The sequence below is a fragment of the Microcoleus sp. S13_B4 genome, assembly GCF_036700885.1.
Taxonomy (GTDB): domain Bacteria; phylum Cyanobacteriota; class Cyanobacteriia; order Cyanobacteriales; family Microcoleaceae; genus Microcoleus.
Genome location: NZ_JAUBPU010000039.1, coordinates 11,845 through 29,616, shown reverse-complemented (window position 1 = coordinate 29,616; position 17,772 = coordinate 11,845). Strand labels below are relative to the sequence as shown.

The 17,772-nt window shown below is 45.6% G+C and carries 17 protein-coding genes; 11 read left to right on the top strand and 6 right to left on the bottom strand.

Going from position 1 to position 17,772, the window contains the following annotated elements; translation table 11 throughout:
• On the top strand, positions 1-786 hold a 786-nt coding region (locus tag QT994_RS18930), incomplete at its 5' end, for a WD40 repeat domain-containing protein (RefSeq protein WP_333177044.1).
• Between the two features lie 246 nt (positions 787-1,032).
• On the top strand, positions 1,033-2,055 hold the full coding sequence (gene galT, locus QT994_RS18925; protein ID WP_333177042.1) for a galactose-1-phosphate uridylyltransferase: 1,023 nt from the start codon (positions 1,033-1,035) through the stop codon (positions 2,053-2,055).
• A 253-nt stretch (positions 2,056-2,308) separates the two neighbouring features.
• Here the strand turns inward: galT and QT994_RS18920 are convergent, their stop codons facing one another.
• Positions 2,309-2,593 carry a hypothetical protein gene (locus tag QT994_RS18920; RefSeq protein ID WP_333177039.1) on the bottom strand — a complete coding sequence of 95 codons (285 nt, stop codon included), beginning with the start codon at positions 2,591-2,593 and terminating at the stop codon, positions 2,309-2,311.
• A gap of 156 nt (positions 2,594-2,749) precedes the next feature.
• Complete coding sequence (locus QT994_RS18915; protein WP_333177037.1) at positions 2,750-3,727, bottom strand: acetamidase/formamidase family protein; 978 nt, start codon at positions 3,725-3,727, stop codon at positions 2,750-2,752.
• A gap of 587 nt (positions 3,728-4,314) precedes the next feature.
• Here QT994_RS18915 and QT994_RS18910 point away from each other — a divergent pair.
• Positions 4,315-5,514 carry an ISAs1 family transposase gene (locus QT994_RS18910; RefSeq protein ID WP_333177034.1) on the top strand — a complete coding sequence of 400 codons (1,200 nt, stop codon included), beginning with the start codon at positions 4,315-4,317 and terminating at the stop codon, positions 5,512-5,514.
• A gap of 258 nt (positions 5,515-5,772) precedes the next feature.
• Here the strand turns inward: QT994_RS18910 and QT994_RS18905 are convergent, their stop codons facing one another.
• Both QT994_RS18905 and QT994_RS18900 read right to left on the bottom strand, forming a co-directional pair.
• Positions 5,773-6,978, bottom strand: coding sequence for a DUF4336 domain-containing protein (locus QT994_RS18905; RefSeq protein ID WP_333177031.1), 1,206 nt, complete (start codon positions 6,976-6,978; stop codon positions 5,773-5,775).
• Between the two features lie 125 nt (positions 6,979-7,103).
• The gene (locus tag QT994_RS18900) at positions 7,104-7,946 is read right to left on the bottom strand and encodes a Uma2 family endonuclease (protein WP_333177029.1); all 843 of its coding nucleotides are present in this window, start codon (positions 7,944-7,946) and stop codon (positions 7,104-7,106) included.
• A 119-nt stretch (positions 7,947-8,065) separates the two neighbouring features.
• On the opposite strand from QT994_RS18900, the gene leuB reads away from it, so the two are divergent.
• A complete protein-coding gene (gene leuB / locus QT994_RS18895) occupies positions 8,066-9,151 on the top strand; it encodes a 3-isopropylmalate dehydrogenase (RefSeq protein WP_333043089.1) in 1,086 nt (361 codons plus the stop codon).
• A 292-nt stretch (positions 9,152-9,443) separates the two neighbouring features.
• Here the strand turns inward: leuB and QT994_RS18890 are convergent, their stop codons facing one another.
• On the bottom strand, positions 9,444-10,922 hold the full coding sequence (locus tag QT994_RS18890) for a bifunctional orotidine-5'-phosphate decarboxylase/orotate phosphoribosyltransferase (RefSeq protein WP_333177026.1): 1,479 nt from the start codon (positions 10,920-10,922) through the stop codon (positions 9,444-9,446).
• Positions 10,923-11,177: 255 nt separating this feature from the next.
• On the opposite strand from QT994_RS18890, the gene QT994_RS18885 reads away from it, so the two are divergent.
• The 4 genes from QT994_RS18885 (at position 11,178) to QT994_RS18870 (ending at position 12,585) form a co-directional block, all read left to right on the top strand.
• Positions 11,178-11,426, top strand: a complete 249-nt coding sequence (locus QT994_RS18885) for a pentapeptide repeat-containing protein (RefSeq protein WP_333177023.1) — start codon at positions 11,178-11,180, stop codon at positions 11,424-11,426.
• Positions 11,427-11,473: 47 nt separating this feature from the next.
• Positions 11,474-12,184: a DUF547 domain-containing protein gene (locus tag QT994_RS18880; RefSeq protein ID WP_333177021.1), complete on the top strand. Its 711-nt coding sequence runs from the start codon at positions 11,474-11,476 to the stop codon at positions 12,182-12,184.
• Positions 12,185-12,277: 93 nt separating this feature from the next.
• Positions 12,278-12,400 carry a hypothetical protein gene (locus QT994_RS18875; protein WP_333177018.1) on the top strand — a complete coding sequence of 41 codons (123 nt, stop codon included), beginning with the start codon at positions 12,278-12,280 and terminating at the stop codon, positions 12,398-12,400.
• Positions 12,397-12,585 carry a hypothetical protein gene (locus QT994_RS18870; RefSeq protein ID WP_333177015.1) on the top strand — a complete coding sequence of 63 codons (189 nt, stop codon included), beginning with the start codon at positions 12,397-12,399 and terminating at the stop codon, positions 12,583-12,585. The genes QT994_RS18875 and QT994_RS18870 overlap by 4 nt, the downstream gene beginning before the upstream one ends.
• A 692-nt stretch (positions 12,586-13,277) precedes the next feature.
• Here QT994_RS18870 and QT994_RS18865 read toward each other — a convergent pair.
• Positions 13,278-13,871: a Uma2 family endonuclease gene (locus tag QT994_RS18865; protein WP_333177012.1), complete on the bottom strand. Its 594-nt coding sequence runs from the start codon at positions 13,869-13,871 to the stop codon at positions 13,278-13,280.
• Between the two features lie 191 nt (positions 13,872-14,062).
• On the opposite strand from QT994_RS18865, the gene QT994_RS18860 reads away from it, so the two are divergent.
• The 3 genes from QT994_RS18860 to QT994_RS18850 all read left to right on the top strand — a co-directional run bounded on the left by QT994_RS18860 (position 14,063) and on the right by QT994_RS18850 (position 17,650).
• Positions 14,063-15,463: a DUF2157 domain-containing protein gene (locus QT994_RS18860; RefSeq protein WP_333177010.1), complete on the top strand. Its 1,401-nt coding sequence runs from the start codon at positions 14,063-14,065 to the stop codon at positions 15,461-15,463.
• Between the two features lie 109 nt (positions 15,464-15,572).
• Positions 15,573-16,289 carry a GDYXXLXY domain-containing protein gene (locus QT994_RS18855; RefSeq protein ID WP_333177008.1) on the top strand — a complete coding sequence of 239 codons (717 nt, stop codon included), beginning with the start codon at positions 15,573-15,575 and terminating at the stop codon, positions 16,287-16,289.
• 236 nt (positions 16,290-16,525) lie between these two features.
• The gene (locus QT994_RS18850; RefSeq protein ID WP_333177005.1) at positions 16,526-17,650 is read left to right on the top strand and encodes a hypothetical protein; all 1,125 of its coding nucleotides are present in this window, start codon (positions 16,526-16,528) and stop codon (positions 17,648-17,650) included.
• Positions 17,651-17,772: the final 122 nt, after the last annotated feature.

Below are 17,772 nucleotides of genomic sequence, written 5' to 3'. Positions count from 1 at the left end.
AGTGTCTGTGTTAGCCCCACAGGGGATGCGATCGCTACTGCCTCCACAGACAAAACAGCCAAATTGTGGGACTTGCAGGGCAACTGCTTGGTAACATTCACCGGACATAATACCTGGGTAACAAGTGTCAGTTTTAGCCCCACAGAGGATGTGATCGCTACTGCCTCCACAGACAAAACCGCGAAATTGTGGGACTTGCAAGGCAACTGCTTGGTAACATTCACCGGACATAAAACCTGGGTAAGAAGTGTCAGTTTTAGCCCGACAGGAGATAGGATCGCTACTGCTTCATATGACAAAACTGCGAAATTGTGGGACTTGCAAGGCAACTGCTTGGTAACATTCACCGGACATAATAGGAGGGTAAGAAGTGTCAGTTTTAGCCCCACAGGAGAGGCGATCGCCACTGCGTCACACCGCACAGCCAAATTGTGGGACTTGCAGGGAAACTGCTTGGTAACATTCAGCGGACATAATAACTTGGTAACAAGTGTCTGTTTTAGCCCCACAGGAGATACGATCGCCACTGCATCACAAGACGGCAAAGCCAAATTGTGGGACTTGCAGGGGAGTTTACTGGCGGACTTTAGCGGCTATAAGGGCAATTTGCTCAAAGGTGAGGCAGATTTTGTGGAGTTAACAAGTCCGATTTATAGTATTTGTTTTAGTCGGGACGGGAAGTCTTTAATAACTGGTTCGCTGGATGGAAAGGTGCGGTTTTGGCCAGTGGAAAGTTTGGACGAGTTGTTGGCGAGGGGGAGGGAATGGCTTGGTGAGAAAATTTAAGCGCTGATCCACGCGGATGATTTGAATTTAGCAACGATTTTACAATTCTTTTTCACTTGTTCAAACTGCTATTAGCTTTACCCACTTTAGACACCATAATTATTGAATAATTCTGGTATCTAGCAGACTACAAGCCGGAAATTTAAAAGTCAAGATTTATTAAGATTTTACAAAAAAGCGATGACAAATCACAAATCATGTATCTAAAATAAGAGACAAATTGACCCGGAAACTGAAGGTAAGAAAATGTCTGAACTTAGACAAAATCTAATTACCAGAGATTGGGTAATCATCGCCACCGAACGGGCGACAAGACCGGATCAATTCGCTAACAAAAAAAAGTGGACAGCAGCAGTGCCACCACACCGTGCCGATTGCCCGTTTTGCGTGGGAAATGAGGAAGACGGAACCTTAGAAACTTGCCGTTTGGGCGATCGCACTGGCTGGAAAGTCCGGGCAATTCACAACAAATATCCCGCCCTCTCCCCGACAGCCAAATGGATGAGGATATCATCTGGAATTCACCGCACGATGGCGGGAATCGGCATTCACGAGGTAATTGTCGAGCACCCGCGACACGATTTGACGACAGCTTTGTTGAGGGTTGAAGAAGTTGAAAACATACTTTTAGTATACCGCCAGCGCTATGTAGAAATTAGAAAAAATCCCTACATTGAAACAATTATTATCTTCAAAAATCACGGGGAAAGTGCCGGAACTTCTCTCGAACACCCCCACTCGCAGATAGCAGCGACGCCCGTTGTACCCAGCCAATTTCGCAGCCGCATCGACGAAGCTATTAGATATTTTGACGACACGGGAGAATGTCTGTTTTGCCGGACTTTGGAAGATGAATTAGCGGCAGGAGAAAGAGTAATTTTTGAGAGTGAACATTTTGTGGCGTTTATCCCTTACGCTGCACTTTCACCGTTTCACACTTGGATTTTTCCCCGCCGGCATTCCTCTTCGTTTGATGAGATTACTGATGCGGAAATTACGGATCTTGCTGAGACTGTTAAAACTGTACTAGCTAAGTTTTATTACGGATTGAACAATCCCGATTACAACTATAATATTCGATCGGTGCCGATCGCCCAACGGGCAACAAAATACTTTCACTGGTATATCGCAATTATTCCCAGAGTCACCAAGCAAGCTGGGTTTGAGTTGGGCAGCGGGATGTTTATCAATACTGCTTTGCCGGAAGAAAGTGCGGCGTTTTTGCGATCGATCGAAATTCCTAGCGACAGTAATTTCCCCCCCATCTAAAGTATCCTACATCACAATAGTCAAATTTACTTCAAATTGGGGTGGAAATGCACGCAGCCACTCTGATTTGCGAGTCTGTCTTGGGAGAAAAAAGTGATCTTATTTGAGATTTGATGTTTGAGATTAAAAAATTGGGGATAACGAATGATCTAAGGGTTTAGATCACCCAGCTACAGTTGCATTCTTTTGTGAAACTGGTATCATTTACGAACTCAAGTTATGAAGGTACAAATACTTAGGGATTGTACCAAACTCACAATAAACTTTCGACATACTGCCAGCCGTCGTCGCTAAAAGTAGCTCTCAACATATCTCTAATTGTGGCATCGATCGATAATATCCCCTCGCCCGAGTCACCATTCTCGCCGATTTCGCAACTGTCTTCAGACATATGTTCTTGGATATGGGCCAGAGTAGAGGCGAAATTAGCCAGAAAATAATGTTCGTGCACCCACGCTGTCGGATCTGGTATTTCTGCACTCCCAAAAGCTCGATCGACTAAATCTTTTTTGGCAACATCGTCAGTCTGGTTTTTCATGTTGAGTTCGATTTAGGTAGAATTGGTAACTTATCCCATTTTAAGGTTAATTGTCAACAGGAGCGCGATCCCGATCGACCGCAGCAGTGACAAATTTGTGTAGTTTGTGCGATCGCGATCCTAATTTTTTGGTTGAGCGCGTGTTATCATTTTACCTCAAACTCGGTGATCAATAATTTTCACCTCCGGCAAAATACACTTGGGCATCATTCCGTGAACTCCTTTTTGGGGATTGTTGACAGCCTGCGTAATCCGAAAATTTACTGAGATGGAACACAAAACATAAGCCTCTTCTTCTTTGAAACCTGCAAACTTTTGCAGCCAATAAACCGTCTGTTTTACCGCCATCTCAAACGCTTCATCTAATGTTCTACCGAATCCCATAATCACAACATGAGTGGGCGTTTCTGCAAACGGAAATATCAGAAAAAAATCCTTGCGTAAGATGATTTGAATAGTCCCGTTCATCGAAGTTTCTATAGCAGTACCGTCAACTTCACCGTCTCCTTGTGCCGAATGTCCGTCGCCGATGGACAGTAAACCGCCACGCAGAAAAACAGGTAAAAATAACCGCGTTCCTGCTTGGAGTTCCTGATTGTCCATATTGCCGCCGTACCGCTCTGGAGGAATAGAAGAACGGTTGATTTCGGCATTGGCAACGCCGATAATTCCAAAAAAAGGATGCAGGGGAATCCCAAGGCGGCTACCTGGGGGGAATTCAGCAGTTTTTTGCTGTAAATCTAGCGGAATAAACCGCAATTTAGGTTCGGGGAAATACTCAGGTAATGCTCCCCCTCCGGCGCGAATTGCATTAAATCCGACTGGTAAACTCGGGTAAACATCCTCAATGTGAATTTCTAAAACGTCTCCCGGTTCGGCATTGTTAACATAAATTGGGCCTGTTAGCAAGTGGGGCCCGGGGCCAACTTTGCGGTTGGGAGGCAAATTCTGACAAATATCTAAAAATTCGGGGGTGAGAAATTCGGGCGGGGCCTTGTCAGCAACATAATATCCTGAATAGGTTTCGATATCGATGCGATCGCCCGAATCCACCCTTAAAGCAGGTTCGATCTTCGGAGAAAAACCGCCCAAGTGTACAGTTTTGCAGTTAGCTTTGAGAAGGTGGCGGGTCATGGGATTTTAGATTTTAGATTTTAGATTGAAGGAAGGGTGTTAAGAATGTTATATCGCAAGTATCAATCATTTATTTTTGAGATTTTTTTTAAATGAACCACAGAGGGCGCAGAGGGCCCAGAGAAAGAGAATTCAGAGATAAGAAGAGGTCAAAAATGGTTGAAGTGTATTATATCTGAGATCCTCTACTAAATTTTTAACTTTTTGATAACCTTGGCAGTGAAAAATTCAAAGTCTAGCATCTCAAATCGATCGCTGTTTTTTCTTCAGACTAATGACTGTTTAGTAATTCAGTTGGCGGGGGCGGCTTTATATGTATTTGGGTTGGCAGTTCTATTTGGCTCGTAAAACCCAGCCCTACAGACTAATGACTTCTTCCTTCTGTTGACACAAATGGGCATTGCCGTATCCCTACAGATATCTGATTAAACTGAGATGTTGCACTCTTCTCAATTAGCTGTTTAGAAACGGGATCTTCGGCCCGTTCCACAATCAGGGTAAACGCATCTTAACTTTCACCCAAAATATGCTACAGTTAAATCCGACTAAATTTCAATGTAGCTTGTTGTAGTTTATGGGTGCTATCAATGGCCAGAGGTTTTAGTAAAGCTGTAACTTACCAACAAAAACAAACAGATTCATTGCCTTCAATGAATATTTTAAATGCCAGTTTTTTAGAACATTTTGCCAATTTGAACGACCCAAGGATAGAAAGAAGTAAAGAACACTTACTCAAAGATATTATAGCGATTGCAATTCTAGCTATCATCAGCGGTGCAGACGGATGGGTGGCAATAGAAGCCTATGGTAACTCCAAATATGAATGGTTAAAAAGCTTTCTAGAATTACCAAATGGTATACCATCTCATGACACATTTAGTCGAGTCTTTGCCCGAATTGAACCGCAGCAGTTTCAAGAATGTTTTTTGAGTTGGGTAAATGCGATAGTCGGGGAATTAGAACTAAACGTGATTGCCATTGATGGCAAAACACTGAAACAATCTTATGACCGAAATAACCAGCAAAAAGCGCTACATATAGTTACTGCCTGGTCTTCATCTCATCAATTGGTTTTAGGACAAAAAAAAGTCCATAAAAAATCTAACGAGCTGACAGCCATTCCGGAATTAATAGAAATGTTAGAAATTGCCGGAAGTGTAATAACCATCGATGCTATGGGATGTCAAAAAGACATAACCTCTCTGATTGTCAAGAAAAAAGGAGATTATATTGTAGCTTTAAAAGGAAATCAACCACTCCTGTATAAAGCCGTAAAAGAATGGTTTGAATTAGCCAAAAAATCAGATTATCTAGGTAGAGAGTATAACTATCATAAACAAGTAGAAGCTGGACATCATCGAGTGGAAAAAAGACAGGTGTGGACTGTTGATGTATCTGAGTTACCACCTCTCTATAATCAAGCATTATGGACTGGATTAAAAACAGTTGTCATGATAGTTAGTGAACGACGGCTGTGGAATAAAACCACGACTGAAGCTCGTTTTTACTTGAGTAGTTTAAGCAGTAATGCTGAAAAAATTGCTGGGGCGATTCGCAGTCATTGGGGCATTGAAAATAGCTTACATTGGATATTAGATGTTACATTTTCTGAAGACAAGAGTCGCATTCGCAAAGATCATTCTCCCGAAAATTTTGCTCTCCTACGTCGGTTAGCTATAAATTTACTAAAGCAAGAAAAAACTTCTAAACAAAGTCTAAAAATGAAACGGTATCGAGCGACAATGGATAATAATTATTTAGTTCAAATTTTAAACTCTGCCAGTTAATGAGCGAAATCTAACACCTATCTAAGAAGGAAAATTATCCAGCTTTAAGAAGTTCAGAAAATCTTAAGGTTCACATTTAATCTACTCAGGTCGGGTTAAAATTAAGAATTTTAAGAAGGTTTTTTTAGTTATTTAGTAATGCACACATTCACGTTTTTGTCAAATTAATTTAGATGCGTTTACCCTGGTTCCACAATAACATTGAGTTTTGTGGAACAGGCATCTTGCCTGTTCTTAACAATGGTGCAAGATGTAAGATTAAACCTTGTCTTTCGCAGGGGGAACCAAACCAGTTTTATTCAAACCCGCATCAATCTGCCTGAGCAATTTAAAATCGTCTTCGGGTAAGGAATTAACAGGCGAATGTTTTTCCAGAAATGAGAATGCTTGCCGAAATTCACGCGGCCGGGAGTCGATCGCACCATCGAAGTGACAAGGTACAATTCTTTGAAAGTCCCAACTCGCCACTTTATCCACCCAATCGAGAGTTTCCCTGGGCGCGCGGTTGAGAATCAAAGTCTGCAAAATCGGCGCGACAAACAACCGCCCTCCTCCCCGCAAAGCCTCAAAAGATCGCTCCCAATGTTTTTTCCACTTGAACGGATACAACCCGAAATAAGCTTTCCTAGAGCGTTCTGGCGCTTCTCGTGCCTTGGCAAATACCTCCGACCACGGCGGCACTTCCAGCACGCTAGGCGTAAAATACATGGCAAATAAGGCGATTCTCTGCCACCCTTTGCGCCGATTTTCGTGGGTGTCTGCCACCGTCTCCAAGGCGCTGTCTTTGGCGTGAAACAGCAGCGGGTACGAGTCGAGTTGGACGATCGCGGGCGGATTTTCAGGAATGGAAACTATGGAATCTGTTAACATCAGCGTGCGCGATCGTCTGTGAAATAACGCAACTTCAGCAAATCTGCCCAAACCGAGGTCGAGGGGGCCGAGAATTGCCCAGTCAAATTGATCGGCTAACGGCGTGTTGCTGCTGTCAAAGGGCAGTACAGAGGTGCGTTTTGCGGGCAAACCCAGCCAACTCAGCGGCAAATTCACCGGGAAACTCCACTGCTGCGGGGCGACCAACACCTGCGCTTGGGGAAAACTCCTCGCAAAGGGGCCGACAAAAACTTTGTGCTCGATGCCCGAAACCGTTGTCAGCAGGATGTACTTAACCTCGCCGTGCTCCGCTACTAACTCCTTTACCAAGCGGATGCACTCAGGAGTCGGTGCAACGGGGGCGTAGACGAGAAGGCCTTCGGGTTCTAATTTAATTACTGTCATCCGAATCGGGACGACAACGTAGAAAATGCCTTGTAGCTGGTCAAAAGTCCAGATTGTGTCCTTGACTATTTCCTTGCGGATGGTGCGCCGCTTGCTGTAGGGATAGAGGGGGACAACTGGCCAAAAGCCCCAAGAATAGTCCCGAGAATCAATCTGTGCTGATGTTGGTATGCCTTCGCCCTCTGCCACTGCGCGACTCCTTGCCGATTTTTTTGTACGTGCGTGCGATCGAACTGTTTTTATCTTATTTCACTCGTGTTGCGCGGATTCGAGGAGTTGAAACCGGGTTTCACCAGGCCTGGGTGCGAGAACTATTAAACCAACTGTTCAGGATCGATGCCTAACTCCCGCAACCGCGCCGCTAGTCTTTCCTCTCGCTGTTGAGATTCTGTCAGTTGCTGTTGAGATTCTGTGAGTTGCTGTTGAGCTTCAATTACTTGCTGTTGAGATTCTATCAGTTGGCGTTCCGCCGCCGTCGCCCTTTCACCCGGACTCAAAATCAACCCTCCTTGGGCCGTAAACCACCGCAACCACAAACGATTCATACTCTTATAAGTGCCTTGCCACCAACCTAAACTCAACTGCAACTCAGGAATAAATAACCGCCCATCAATTAATTCTGCCGGTTCATAGTGGCCTCCTACAAGATGAAAAGCTCGCAATTCATCGGTGTAGCGACTGAACACAAAATAGTAAGGAATCCGCAAAATTTGTTCATAAACTTGCCACTTAGTCGGCGGTTCCCCAGCTTGCTGAACAGTCCGCCCTAAATCTTCATCTTCAGTTCCCGGCGATAGCAATTCCACCACCACAAACGGATTTACCCGTTCTTGCCACACTACATAACTCAAACGCATATCGCGCCCTTGATAAAGCCTTGGCACACCCACCGCAGCAAACCAATCCGGGCGTTTATGCCAGCGCGGTTGTGTTGCATCGTAATACAAATTTAGGTCACTCGCTGTAAAGACTTGTTCCGCATCCCATCCCGGCGGCAAAAACGTGAATTCCAAGAGTTGCGGCTGATCTAAATGAAATGTATCTGGCAAACCGGGCTCCTTTGGGTCTTCGCTAGGTAAATCATACATTGTTGGCAAACTCTGCCGGGGGTCAAGAGGCGGTTCAGCTTGAGCAGGCGGGTAAGTCGGGAATGTCATAATGAATTCTGAGGTTGCTTATCCTGATATGATTATAGCCTTGTGAGAATGTCTTGCATTTCCAAAGAATTCCCATTAACTCTCAATCTCAAATCTCAAATCAAACCTCCAAAATCGATATGACTCAAAACTACCGCATCACTCTTTTACCAGGAGACGGCATCGGCCCTGAAATTATCGCTGTGGCGGTAGATGTCCTGAAACTTGTCGGTCAACAATTGGACATCGGCTTTGAATTTCAAGAAGCTTTAATGGGCGGCGCTGCTATTGATGCAACAGGCAATCCGCTACCAGAAGAAACACTGGAAAAATGCCGCAACTGCGATGCAGTATTGTTAGCAGCTATTGGCGGTTACAAGTGGGATAATTTGCCCCGCGAACAGCGCCCGGAAACTGGATTGTTAGGACTGCGCGCCGGATTGGGATTGTTTGCAAATTTGCGTCCTGCGACTATTTTACCGCAATTGGTTGATGCTTCTAGTTTGAAACGGGAAGTTGTCGAAGGCGTGGATATTATGGTAATCCGCGAACTCACAGGCGGCATTTATTTCGGCAAACCGAAAGGTATTTTTGAGACGGAAACCGGCGAAAAACGCGGTGTCAATACGATGGCTTATACCGAGTCAGAAATTGACAGAATCGGGCGAGTGGCTTTTGAGACGGCCAGGAAGCGGGGGAAAAGGCTGTGTTCCGTTGATAAAGCGAATGTTTTGGATGTTTCGCAACTGTGGCGCGATCGTATTATTGCCCTTTCTTCAGAATACCCTGATGTCGAACTTTCTCACCTCTACGTTGACAACGCAGCCATGCAGTTAATTCGCTGGCCGAAACAGTTCGATACGATTGTCACGGGCAATTTATTCGGCGACATTCTTTCCGATGCGGCGGCGATGCTAACTGGTAGCATTGGGATGCTGCCTTCTGCTAGTTTGGGAGCAAGCGGGCCGGGAGTTTTTGAACCCGTGCACGGTTCCGCACCGGACATCGCCGGACAAGATAAAGCCAATCCCATCGCCCAAGTTTTGAGTGCGGCAATGATGCTGCGCTACGCATTAAATCAACCGGAAGCTGCTAATAAAATCGAGCAAGCCGTTGTCGAAGTTTTGGATCGAGGTTATCGCACTGGCGATATCATGTCAGAAGGCATGAAACTCGTTGGCTGTCGAGCGATGGGCAATGCTTTAATTGAAGTTTTGCAAGGTTGATATATTTACCTGGTAGAAACGAATTCTTACTCCATTAGTGTCAACTTAAAGTTAAACGTAGTATCAGTCTTCTGTCTGAGTCACAATCCTCTCGATCCCCCCTAACCCCCCTTAACAAGGGGGGAACTGGAAGCACTCAAAGTCCCCCTTTTTAAGGGGGATTTAGGGGGATCGAGACTTCGATACAAACGAGAGAGATACAGGGTTTTAGTCTTAAGTTGACACCCATAGTTCTTACTCGTTACCAGGCTCTGCCTGGTAACGAGTAACCCGCCACTACAAGAATTGGGGTTTAATGTTCGGCTGTCAAAAGATTGAATTGCTCGGTATCAATGCGATTTGCTTGATACAAAGTTTGAGCTATTTCCGAAAGCGCTAACACAGAATGTGCGCGATAACCGTTGGCCTGCATCTTATCTTTGACTCCCTGTTCGTGGTCGATTAATACCACGATATCTTCCACATTCAAGCCAGCCGATTTTAACTTAGCCGCGCCTTCCATTACGCTTTTGCCACTAATCAAAATATCATCCACTACGACAATCGTTTCTCCTGCCTGAAAATGCCCCTCAATCAATTTGCCCGCACCGTAAGTTTTCACCTCCTTGCGCGGGAAAATCATCGGGCGTTCCATCCGCAATGCTAAACCAGTTGCTGTGGGTAAAGAACCGTAGGGAATTCCTGCAATGCGATCGAATTTTAAATCCTTGAGAATGTCTGCATAAGCGCTGACAATTTGATGGAAAATCTGCGGAATAGAAATTATTTTCCGCAAGTCGATGTAATATGGAAATACGGCGCCCGATGCTTGTACGTGGTCGCCAAAAACGACGCAGCCGATGTCATAAAGTTGCAAGATTAAATCGCGGTGAGGTTCCGGTTGCAAAAAGCAAACATCGGGCAGCCACAGTTCGCAAGTGGGACTACCTTCGATCGCCCGCAGCCTCTGTTTATTAATACTATCCCGCAATTTCTCAATTTCTCGGCGCGGCTCTTTCTCCGCTAATAAACTCGGGGGGACGGGCAGCAGCAAACCGTCACCATTTATGCTTAAACCGGCCGCCAGCAGTTGTGCGAGGTCGTTTCCTTCTGTAAAATCATTTTCTGCGGGGATGTCTCCTTCGACTAAAATTAGGCGTTCAGGAGCCTCTTTGCGGATGCGCGCCAACATATCCGGCAATACTCCTACTTCTAAACCGACTTTTTCGGGAGTTCCCCAAGTTTGAGAGAGTCGGACTAATTGCAAGTAAAAAGGGTTTTTTGGCGTCGGGTATTCTTGCACAGCCTCGGCTGAGGGGTTGGCGGTGGCACAGAGCACAAAAACAGTTTTTCCGGCGTATAACAAAAAAGGCGCTACTTGGTCGAATCCGGCATAGGGACTTAAAGTAATAGCGTCAACTTGCCAGTCTTGAAATACAATTTTGGCAAACACTGTGCTGGTATTTAAATCGCAGTGTTTGGCATCTAAAATTACTGGCAGGTGAGGGGGAATAATGTTTAAAATTTGTTGCAGCAATGCCCAACCGGGAATACCGAGAGATTGGTAAAAACCGAGGGTGATTTTGCAGGCACAGATTAAATCGGCTGTTTGGTCGATCGCACTTTTTAGCTTTGACAACAAATCAGTTACAAAAGTTTGAGTCTCTTCCCCAGTCATGGAAACCAAGGCGGGCAAGGTTTCCGGGTCGGGGTCGAGGGCTAAATAGAGCAAACTTTGATTGCTTTCAACAGCCGCTAACAGTTTATCGAAAAAGTTGGTTCGATCCGTCATAGTGTGTTATGGAGGTAAGGGGAATTTAAAAAATTGCAGATCAAAGTGGGAGGGGTGTTGTGCCGGAAGAAACCGATCCCCGTTGAAATTGAAATTAAGAATCTTTTAAGATTGTAGAATGTAAAGAGCAGGAAATCTGTAACTTTGGGAGCAGTTTCATGGGGAATGATTTTCGGGTTGGCTACACCAGTGATTGCACCTAACCCGCAGCAAATCAATTAGTTGCGGTAAACTAACCAGTGTCCGGGCGGCGATTTGATCGGCCTTCGCCTGCGGTACGCGAGTTTAGCAAATGCGAATTTGCAAGGGGCAGATTTGAGAGAATCAAATTTTAGGGAAGCTAATTTATCGGGGGCAAATTTGAGCGGGGCTTCTTGGCGGCAAGCTAATTTACAAGGCGCTAATTTTACTCAAGCTAATTTAATCCAGAGCCCGTTTGAGGGGGTTAATCTAAAAAATGCTACCGTTGCAGGTGTTATTTGGGTTGACGGTAGTATTAAATAGAAGCAGAAGCTAAAGGAATGCCCGCCTTATATTAGGGATAGTAATAAATGATCGGTACGATCGACTTTACGATTTGGGACGAGTTGCTGCAACGCTACGTTGACGATTTCGGCCGCGTCAATTATCGGCGCTGGAAAGCTGAGGGGGCGGATGTTTTGAGGGGGTGGCTGGAAAGTTTGGCCGATGTGGATTTGGCGGATGGTACTGATGCGGATGCGCGGCTGGCGTTGTGGCTGAATGCGTATAATGCGATCGCAATTTCTCAAGTTCTGGAAGTATATCCGATCGCGTCCATCCGTCCCAAAGTTTTGGGAATTCCCAACTGGCTGAGTTTTTTGGATTTTTTCACCCGTTCAAATGTGATTATTGGCGGCAAAAAGTACAGTCTCAATCAAATCGAACACGCAATTTTGCGGCCGGAATTTGCGGAACCGCGCATCCATTTTGCATTAGTTTGCGCTTCAGTCGGGTGCCCGCTGCTGCGCCAGGGGGCTTATTTCCCGGAGTCGGTACGGACTCAACTAGAAGCGGATGCCAGCCGTTTTATTCACAATCCTGATAAGGTGCGATATGATGCCGAGAAAAAGACGCTTTATTTGAGCAAGATTTTTAAGTGGTACGGCGAGGATTTTGTAAAAGCGGCAGGTTCGGTGGCTGAGTATGTGGGCGGTTATTTGGGGCCGGAGGCGGCTGTGAGTGATGGATGGGCGATCGTTTTTTTGCCTTACGACTGGAATTTGAATCGGGTTGATGGATAAAATTTGCGCCTAGGGATAGGTGTTTTTTTGAGGGGGTAATTTTTTTAGTCTGTCGTTACCCCTTCAAATTGCCAGATTCAACAGGGCGATCGGATGATTTTGAGGCAACACGGCGATCGGATGGCTGGCAAGGTTGGCAGAGTTTGGAGCGGTCGCACCCTAACCACGGCTGCACGGCTGGCAAGGGTTGAAAATGCACCATTTAGGGCGGTGTGAGTGAGTTTGGGGTGATTGGATGGCTGGCACGGCTGGCACTGCCTAAATCGCACCACAGGCACGGCTGCACGTCTGCACGGTCGCACTCGCACGTCTGGCACGGCTGGTACTTGCAGCGCTGGCAAGGTCGGATAGGTTGGCACGGTCGCACGGTTGGAGCGGTTGCAGCGGTCGGAGCGGTCTAGCAGGAAAGCGTCACATCTGCGAGTGCAAACCAGTCTGATTTTTAAAAAGTGAATCCGCCACAACTTAGCTGTAGCGGGTTCACTTGATTTGATGTTTAAGGTCTGAAAATATTAAAACTCTGTGGCTTTTACAGCGGCTGTCAGCGTTGTTTTTACACACCATACCTCAGCCTCGTCAAACTCGGTAAGGTATGGTGTGTGTAGTACAAGTACAACTTTGTACCAGTTGACGCTATTGGATATGGCGATGTACTCTCCAACCATAGGGATACGTCCAAATTGGAGTTTTTTGGTATTTTCTTCTTCGTACTCACCTGAGTCGCGGATTTTTAAAGATACTCTCATTAGAAAAAATTAACTGATTTAGTGACACAATTTTAAATTATATCAAATATTAAAGTCTGAATTTTATAACTTCACATTTATCAGTTAATAACGCAAATATAGCATTTGTGGGCTCTAGGCTGGGAAATGTGATTTTCCCCGCCTAGATTTATTTAGCAAAGTAAGGTTGGTGATATTCTCACGTCACTATCTAAAAATGGTGTGACTGTTAGCGAAACTTACAGGTTGCAATCAACCTAAATCCCTATCAGGGATTGAAACATGACCTCAATCAGGTTGAGGGTGGAGATTTTCACTAATCGGTAGGTGGTTAGATGAATGCTAACCACTTAGCTATCGATCCGCCCTTAAACCTCTCCACTCAAAATCTGTTGAACCGTCAAACTTAACTGTGGAAACATCGGAGATACGATCGCCTCCCCATCCCGAAATCCCCCAACCTCAACATATTGCCCATCCTCAAGCCGCAAAACCGTCACAACTTCTTCAATTGGATCGATAACCCAATACTCTGCAATGCCCCGCGCTGCGTACTGAGCTCGTTTGCGCTCGTAATCCCGATCCCTGCCCACTCTACCCGGACTCACTACCTCCACAACAAACCGAGGAGGCAGCATATCGAAAGTGATAGTTAGCCTGGTTGCTGTCAGCGGAATGTGTTCAGGTTCCAGAATTATCAAATCGGGGTAGCGGTTGGCTGCATCTCCCGATCGCAAAACGGCAACTTGAACCTCGCAATTATGCGTTTTGATCAGCCTGAGTGGCACTAGCCCGCTGCTAGCAAGATAGAAAAATAGATAGTTAGCAATGAAATTATTAGGTTCAGATTCTGGTGGCAAAGCTATTAACTCCCCATCAATTAACTCATAGCGTTGACCCGTATCATTTGAGTAATTAAGGTACTCGTCAAAAGTTAATTTTTTAGATTGAGCTTGTACCATAATATTACATTCCTTGATTTATTCGTTCCTTTCTGCTGGGAGTTTGTTGCTGTAGAAACGGTTGCAACAGCCGAAGGATATCAATCAAATCTGCTGTGCAAGTTCAGCAGGTGTCCCAGCCTCCATCGACAATCGACCCACAAGTGACATATTAAAAACTATCACAGTTCAAATCCTCTGGAATATTAAAAATGATTTCAGATAAATTTCGACGCGAGTTGCGAGAACAAGCCAAACTCTGGCAAGCAGAAGGACTCATCAATACTTCATTCTACCAACAACTTTCCGAACGCTACCAATTCAACACACTCGAAACCGCCTCCCGCAACCGATTCCTCAGCATTCTGATGAGTCTCGGCGGCATTCTCCTCGGTATAGGAGTCATCACCTTTGTAGCGGCAAACTGGCAAGTTTGGTCGCGCGAAGTGAGAGTTGCAGTGCTGCTAAGTCTTTTTGTAGCAGTCAATGCAGCAGGTTTCTATCTGTGGCGAATTCCCCCATCCCGAAGCCAAAACTCCAATCCCAATATGCCCGCAACAAAAGGGCGAAACAAACTCCTAGGTGAAGGATTGTTGCTATTAGGTGCTCTAATTTTAGGAGCAAATATGGCATTGATGGCACAAATGTTCCACATTGGCGGTTCTTCCTACGGACTTTTCCTTGCTTGGGGAATCGGCGTGCTCGGAATGGCTTACAGTTTGCGGTTGACTTCCTTGGGCGTTTTGTCCGCACTTTTAATCGGTTTGGGCTATTGGCTTGCCGTGTTAGATTGGTCTTCTAAAGTCGAGTTTTCTTGGCTGGAAGTTTTGGTGCGGCAAATGCCGATCGCAGCCAGTATAATGTTTGTGCCGCTGGCTTATTGGTGTCGATCGCGTGCTATTTTTGCCATAGGTGCGATCGCGATAATTTTTTCCCTACAAGTTTCTATCGTCCAAGGCTTAAATCTAACCTGGGGTACAGCAATTTTTTGCGCCCTACCGCCCGCTTTGCTGTGGGGATACGACGATGCAATCTGGCCGAAGGTACGCAGCAAGCTGTTTCAACCTACCGCCCGCAGTTTAGCACTGCTGTTTCTCGCCAGTTTATTTTATTTTCTTTCTTTCCACTGGTTGTGGCAAGATTCGCCGAATCCTGCGCCAACGGAGTCGGATTGGGTTTTGCTGGCAAATGTGGCTGTTTTGGGCGGTTTCACGGTGTTTGAATGGCTGCGTTTAGGACGTTTGGAACTGCGGCGGCCGAAACAAAAAGGAGGGGATTTGACCACAGGTGCGATCGGCATTTTAATCCTCGCCAGCGCCTTAATACCGCTTTTTCACCTCAATTTTACTCCCATTCCTCAATTAGCGACTTTTCTGTTCAATGTTTTCTTATTTTTGCTTGCTGTCGGCTTAATCCGAGAAGGTTTAGCTTTAGAAAACCGCCGGACTTTTTGGGGAGGCATGGTATTAATCACCCTGCAAGTTATCAGCCGAGTGTTTGAATATAACACAGGATTGTTGCTCAAATCTTTTGTATTTGTTTTGTGCGGAATTGGCGTAATTGCTGCGGGTTTGTGGTTCGAGCGCCACTTCGCAAAAATCCCCGATGAATAGGAGCATTTTACTATAGTGCAATCGTCCCCCTTGCACCGCACTCGGAAGATGATTATGCCGATTCAAAGGTCAACGATATTATTCTGCGAACCAATTCCCAATTCCCAATATGAACACCGAAAATCCAGCTTTAACAGCTCAAAGTTCCGAAATAGCAGATACCAGCCCTACTCCCCCATTATTCACCCTTCCCCCCGCTGCGAAACGCCTTCCCGCGTGGCGGCTGTGGGTTCCTTTGCTGCTGCAAATCGGACTAATTGTCGCCGTACCAGCTCCCGCAGTTTACACTTTTATTACTGGCAAAACAGTTGTCCTGCAAACAGCACCAGTAGACCCTTACGACTTTTTGCGCGGATATTACCAAGTTTTGAGCTATGATATTTCCGAGCGCACCAATCTCGAAAAACTCCCCGGCTGGAAAGATTTACCTGCCGAAAAAACACCTTGTCCCCCCGGGGCTGCTTGTCCACAAACTACGCACAATCCCAAGCCACAAACCAGTTTTTATGTAATCTTAGAAGCGCCCAAAGCCGCGACTAATCCCGGCCGCCCCCAAGCTTGGAAACCCGTCCGCGTCAGTCTGGAAACTCCCGCCAATTTGCCAGCCAATCAAATCGCAATTAAGGGCAAATATAACGGTTGGCAGATGGAATACGGCTTAGAAACTTATTATATGCCAGAGGATGAAAGGGAAAAAGTCAATCAGGACATTAGCGAAGCTCAAAGGAAGCAGCGACAATCTTTTTTGGTAGAAGTAAAGGTTGACAAAACAGGCCATGCTGTGCCTGTGAGTTTGTGGGTGCGCGATCGCAATTATCGATTTTAGCCAATAAGGGCAAAAGGTCGATCGGTCTTTTGCCCTTGTTTTGAGTATTTTGGCTTAGGGATGGGGCCGAGGTTCGGCGATTCCCTACCCGAACCGAAGGCAGGCGCGATCGGGATAGCTTCGCTCGCGCCGACATTTCAATTGCCGACAACCCAGGAGAATCTATTAAGATATATAAGACTTGCACAAATCTTGCCAATTCAAGGGCGCAAGTCATGACTCTACTGGAGCTTCTCATGTTAGCCGAGCTAATCTCTGCCAGACGAATACTCAAGACCAAACTCCTCGACTTCTTAGGACTTCCCGACAATTGCCAAGACAAAACCGATCACCTCGTCAACCAAATTGTATCCCTCCTGGAAGCAAATCCAGCCGAACAAGAAAGATTTTGGGAGACATTCAAAAGTGAATTAGCCGTCGATCCTGCTGAATTAGAAGCAATGCTCAAGTGTTCGCCAGCAGAACGCCAGCAGTGGATTGAACAAGACAAACTCCCTGTTCTAGAATACCGCTCTTTCCGCAAATCAGGAATCCATTTAGAATATCCCGTTCACGACCGAAGATTCATCTTAAGTCTAACGCCAACCGATATTAATAATTGGCGCAAAGAACCCAAAGGGCTGATTAAAAATCATCCCCAAACACCCATTCCAATCAATACAGAAAAGCCCGAAGAAAACGAAGAATCGCGAGTAGCTTTTAGTTCAGCTTGGGAAAAAATCATTGCCGACTGGAAAGAACAAGGTTCGGCGGAAATTTCAGCAACTTTCCAGCTAGCTTACTGGACAGTGTGGGCGTCGCGGTGGGCAAAAGAAAATCAGCTCAACAGCTTTAAAGCAATTAATAAATATAAGGAAATCTACGAAACTCACCAGCAGGAATGGTACCAGCGAAAAAATCAAGCAGTCAAGTTACTGATTGAAATGCCTTACGCCATGCTTTACTTCTACCGTCCGGCTGATGCTGACAAATTATATCTCGAACTGTGCGACGACCACCAGGAAATGATGAAAGATGGCTACTATTGGGATAAGTGGGACTTTTTCTATCAGAACCGCAAACTTGTAAATAAGTGCCGCGAATGTGTGTACTCCGAAACCAAAGATTATTACTCGCTTTACTATCTGGAAATCAAGAGCGACAAGTTTCCCGATTTTAGTTTTTCTTTCCACACGCCGTACACAATCGGCAGAAAATTTTTGCCGCATCCAGAAACGCTGCCTTATGTAGACCACGTAGAACAGGACGGCATTTTTCGCTTTGGCCGCCCGCTGCTGGAACAAGAGAAAGCTATTCACACCGAAAAGGATGTATTGCTGAAGTTTGAAGCGGCTTTGGCAGAAGCGAAAAAGTTTGTTTAGTTATTAGTTATTAGGTGGCTGTAGGGGCGGGTTTCACCAACCATAATTGCCAATGATTGAAGATATATAAAACCCGCCCCAACCCAACCGTAAATCGAAATGTACATTTTTCCGATTCGATC

Bases quoted from the DNA above. Each gene is read 5' to 3' on its own strand.
- QT994_RS18910 (WP_333177034.1), top strand. From the start codon at position 4,315: ATGGCCAGAGGTTTTAGTAAAGCTGTAACTTACCAACAAAAACAAACA.
- QT994_RS18875 (WP_333177018.1), top strand. From the start codon at position 12,278: ATGATTTTGAGGCAACACGGCGATCGGATGGCTGGCAAGGTTGGCAGA.
- QT994_RS18900 (WP_333177029.1), bottom strand. From the start codon at position 7,946: ATGACATTCCCGACTTACCCGCCTGCTCAAGCTGAACCGCCTCTTGAC.
- QT994_RS18860 (WP_333177010.1), top strand. From the start codon at position 14,063: ATGATTTCAGATAAATTTCGACGCGAGTTGCGAGAACAAGCCAAACTC.
- QT994_RS18890 (WP_333177026.1), bottom strand. From the start codon at position 10,922: ATGACGGATCGAACCAACTTTTTCGATAAACTGTTAGCGGCTGTTGAA.
- galT (WP_333177042.1), top strand. From the start codon at position 1,033: ATGTCTGAACTTAGACAAAATCTAATTACCAGAGATTGGGTAATCATC.
- QT994_RS18920 (WP_333177039.1), bottom strand. From the start codon at position 2,593: ATGAAAAACCAGACTGACGATGTTGCCAAAAAAGATTTAGTCGATCGA.
- QT994_RS18880 (WP_333177021.1), top strand. From the start codon at position 11,474: ATGATCGGTACGATCGACTTTACGATTTGGGACGAGTTGCTGCAACGC.
- QT994_RS18855 (WP_333177008.1), top strand. From the start codon at position 15,573: ATGAACACCGAAAATCCAGCTTTAACAGCTCAAAGTTCCGAAATAGCA.
- leuB (WP_333043089.1), top strand. From the start codon at position 8,066: ATGACTCAAAACTACCGCATCACTCTTTTACCAGGAGACGGCATCGGC.
- QT994_RS18865 (WP_333177012.1), bottom strand. From the start codon at position 13,871: ATGGTACAAGCTCAATCTAAAAAATTAACTTTTGACGAGTACCTTAAT.
- QT994_RS18850 (WP_333177005.1), top strand. From the start codon at position 16,526: ATGTTAGCCGAGCTAATCTCTGCCAGACGAATACTCAAGACCAAACTC.
- QT994_RS18915 (WP_333177037.1), bottom strand. From the start codon at position 3,727: ATGACCCGCCACCTTCTCAAAGCTAACTGCAAAACTGTACACTTGGGC.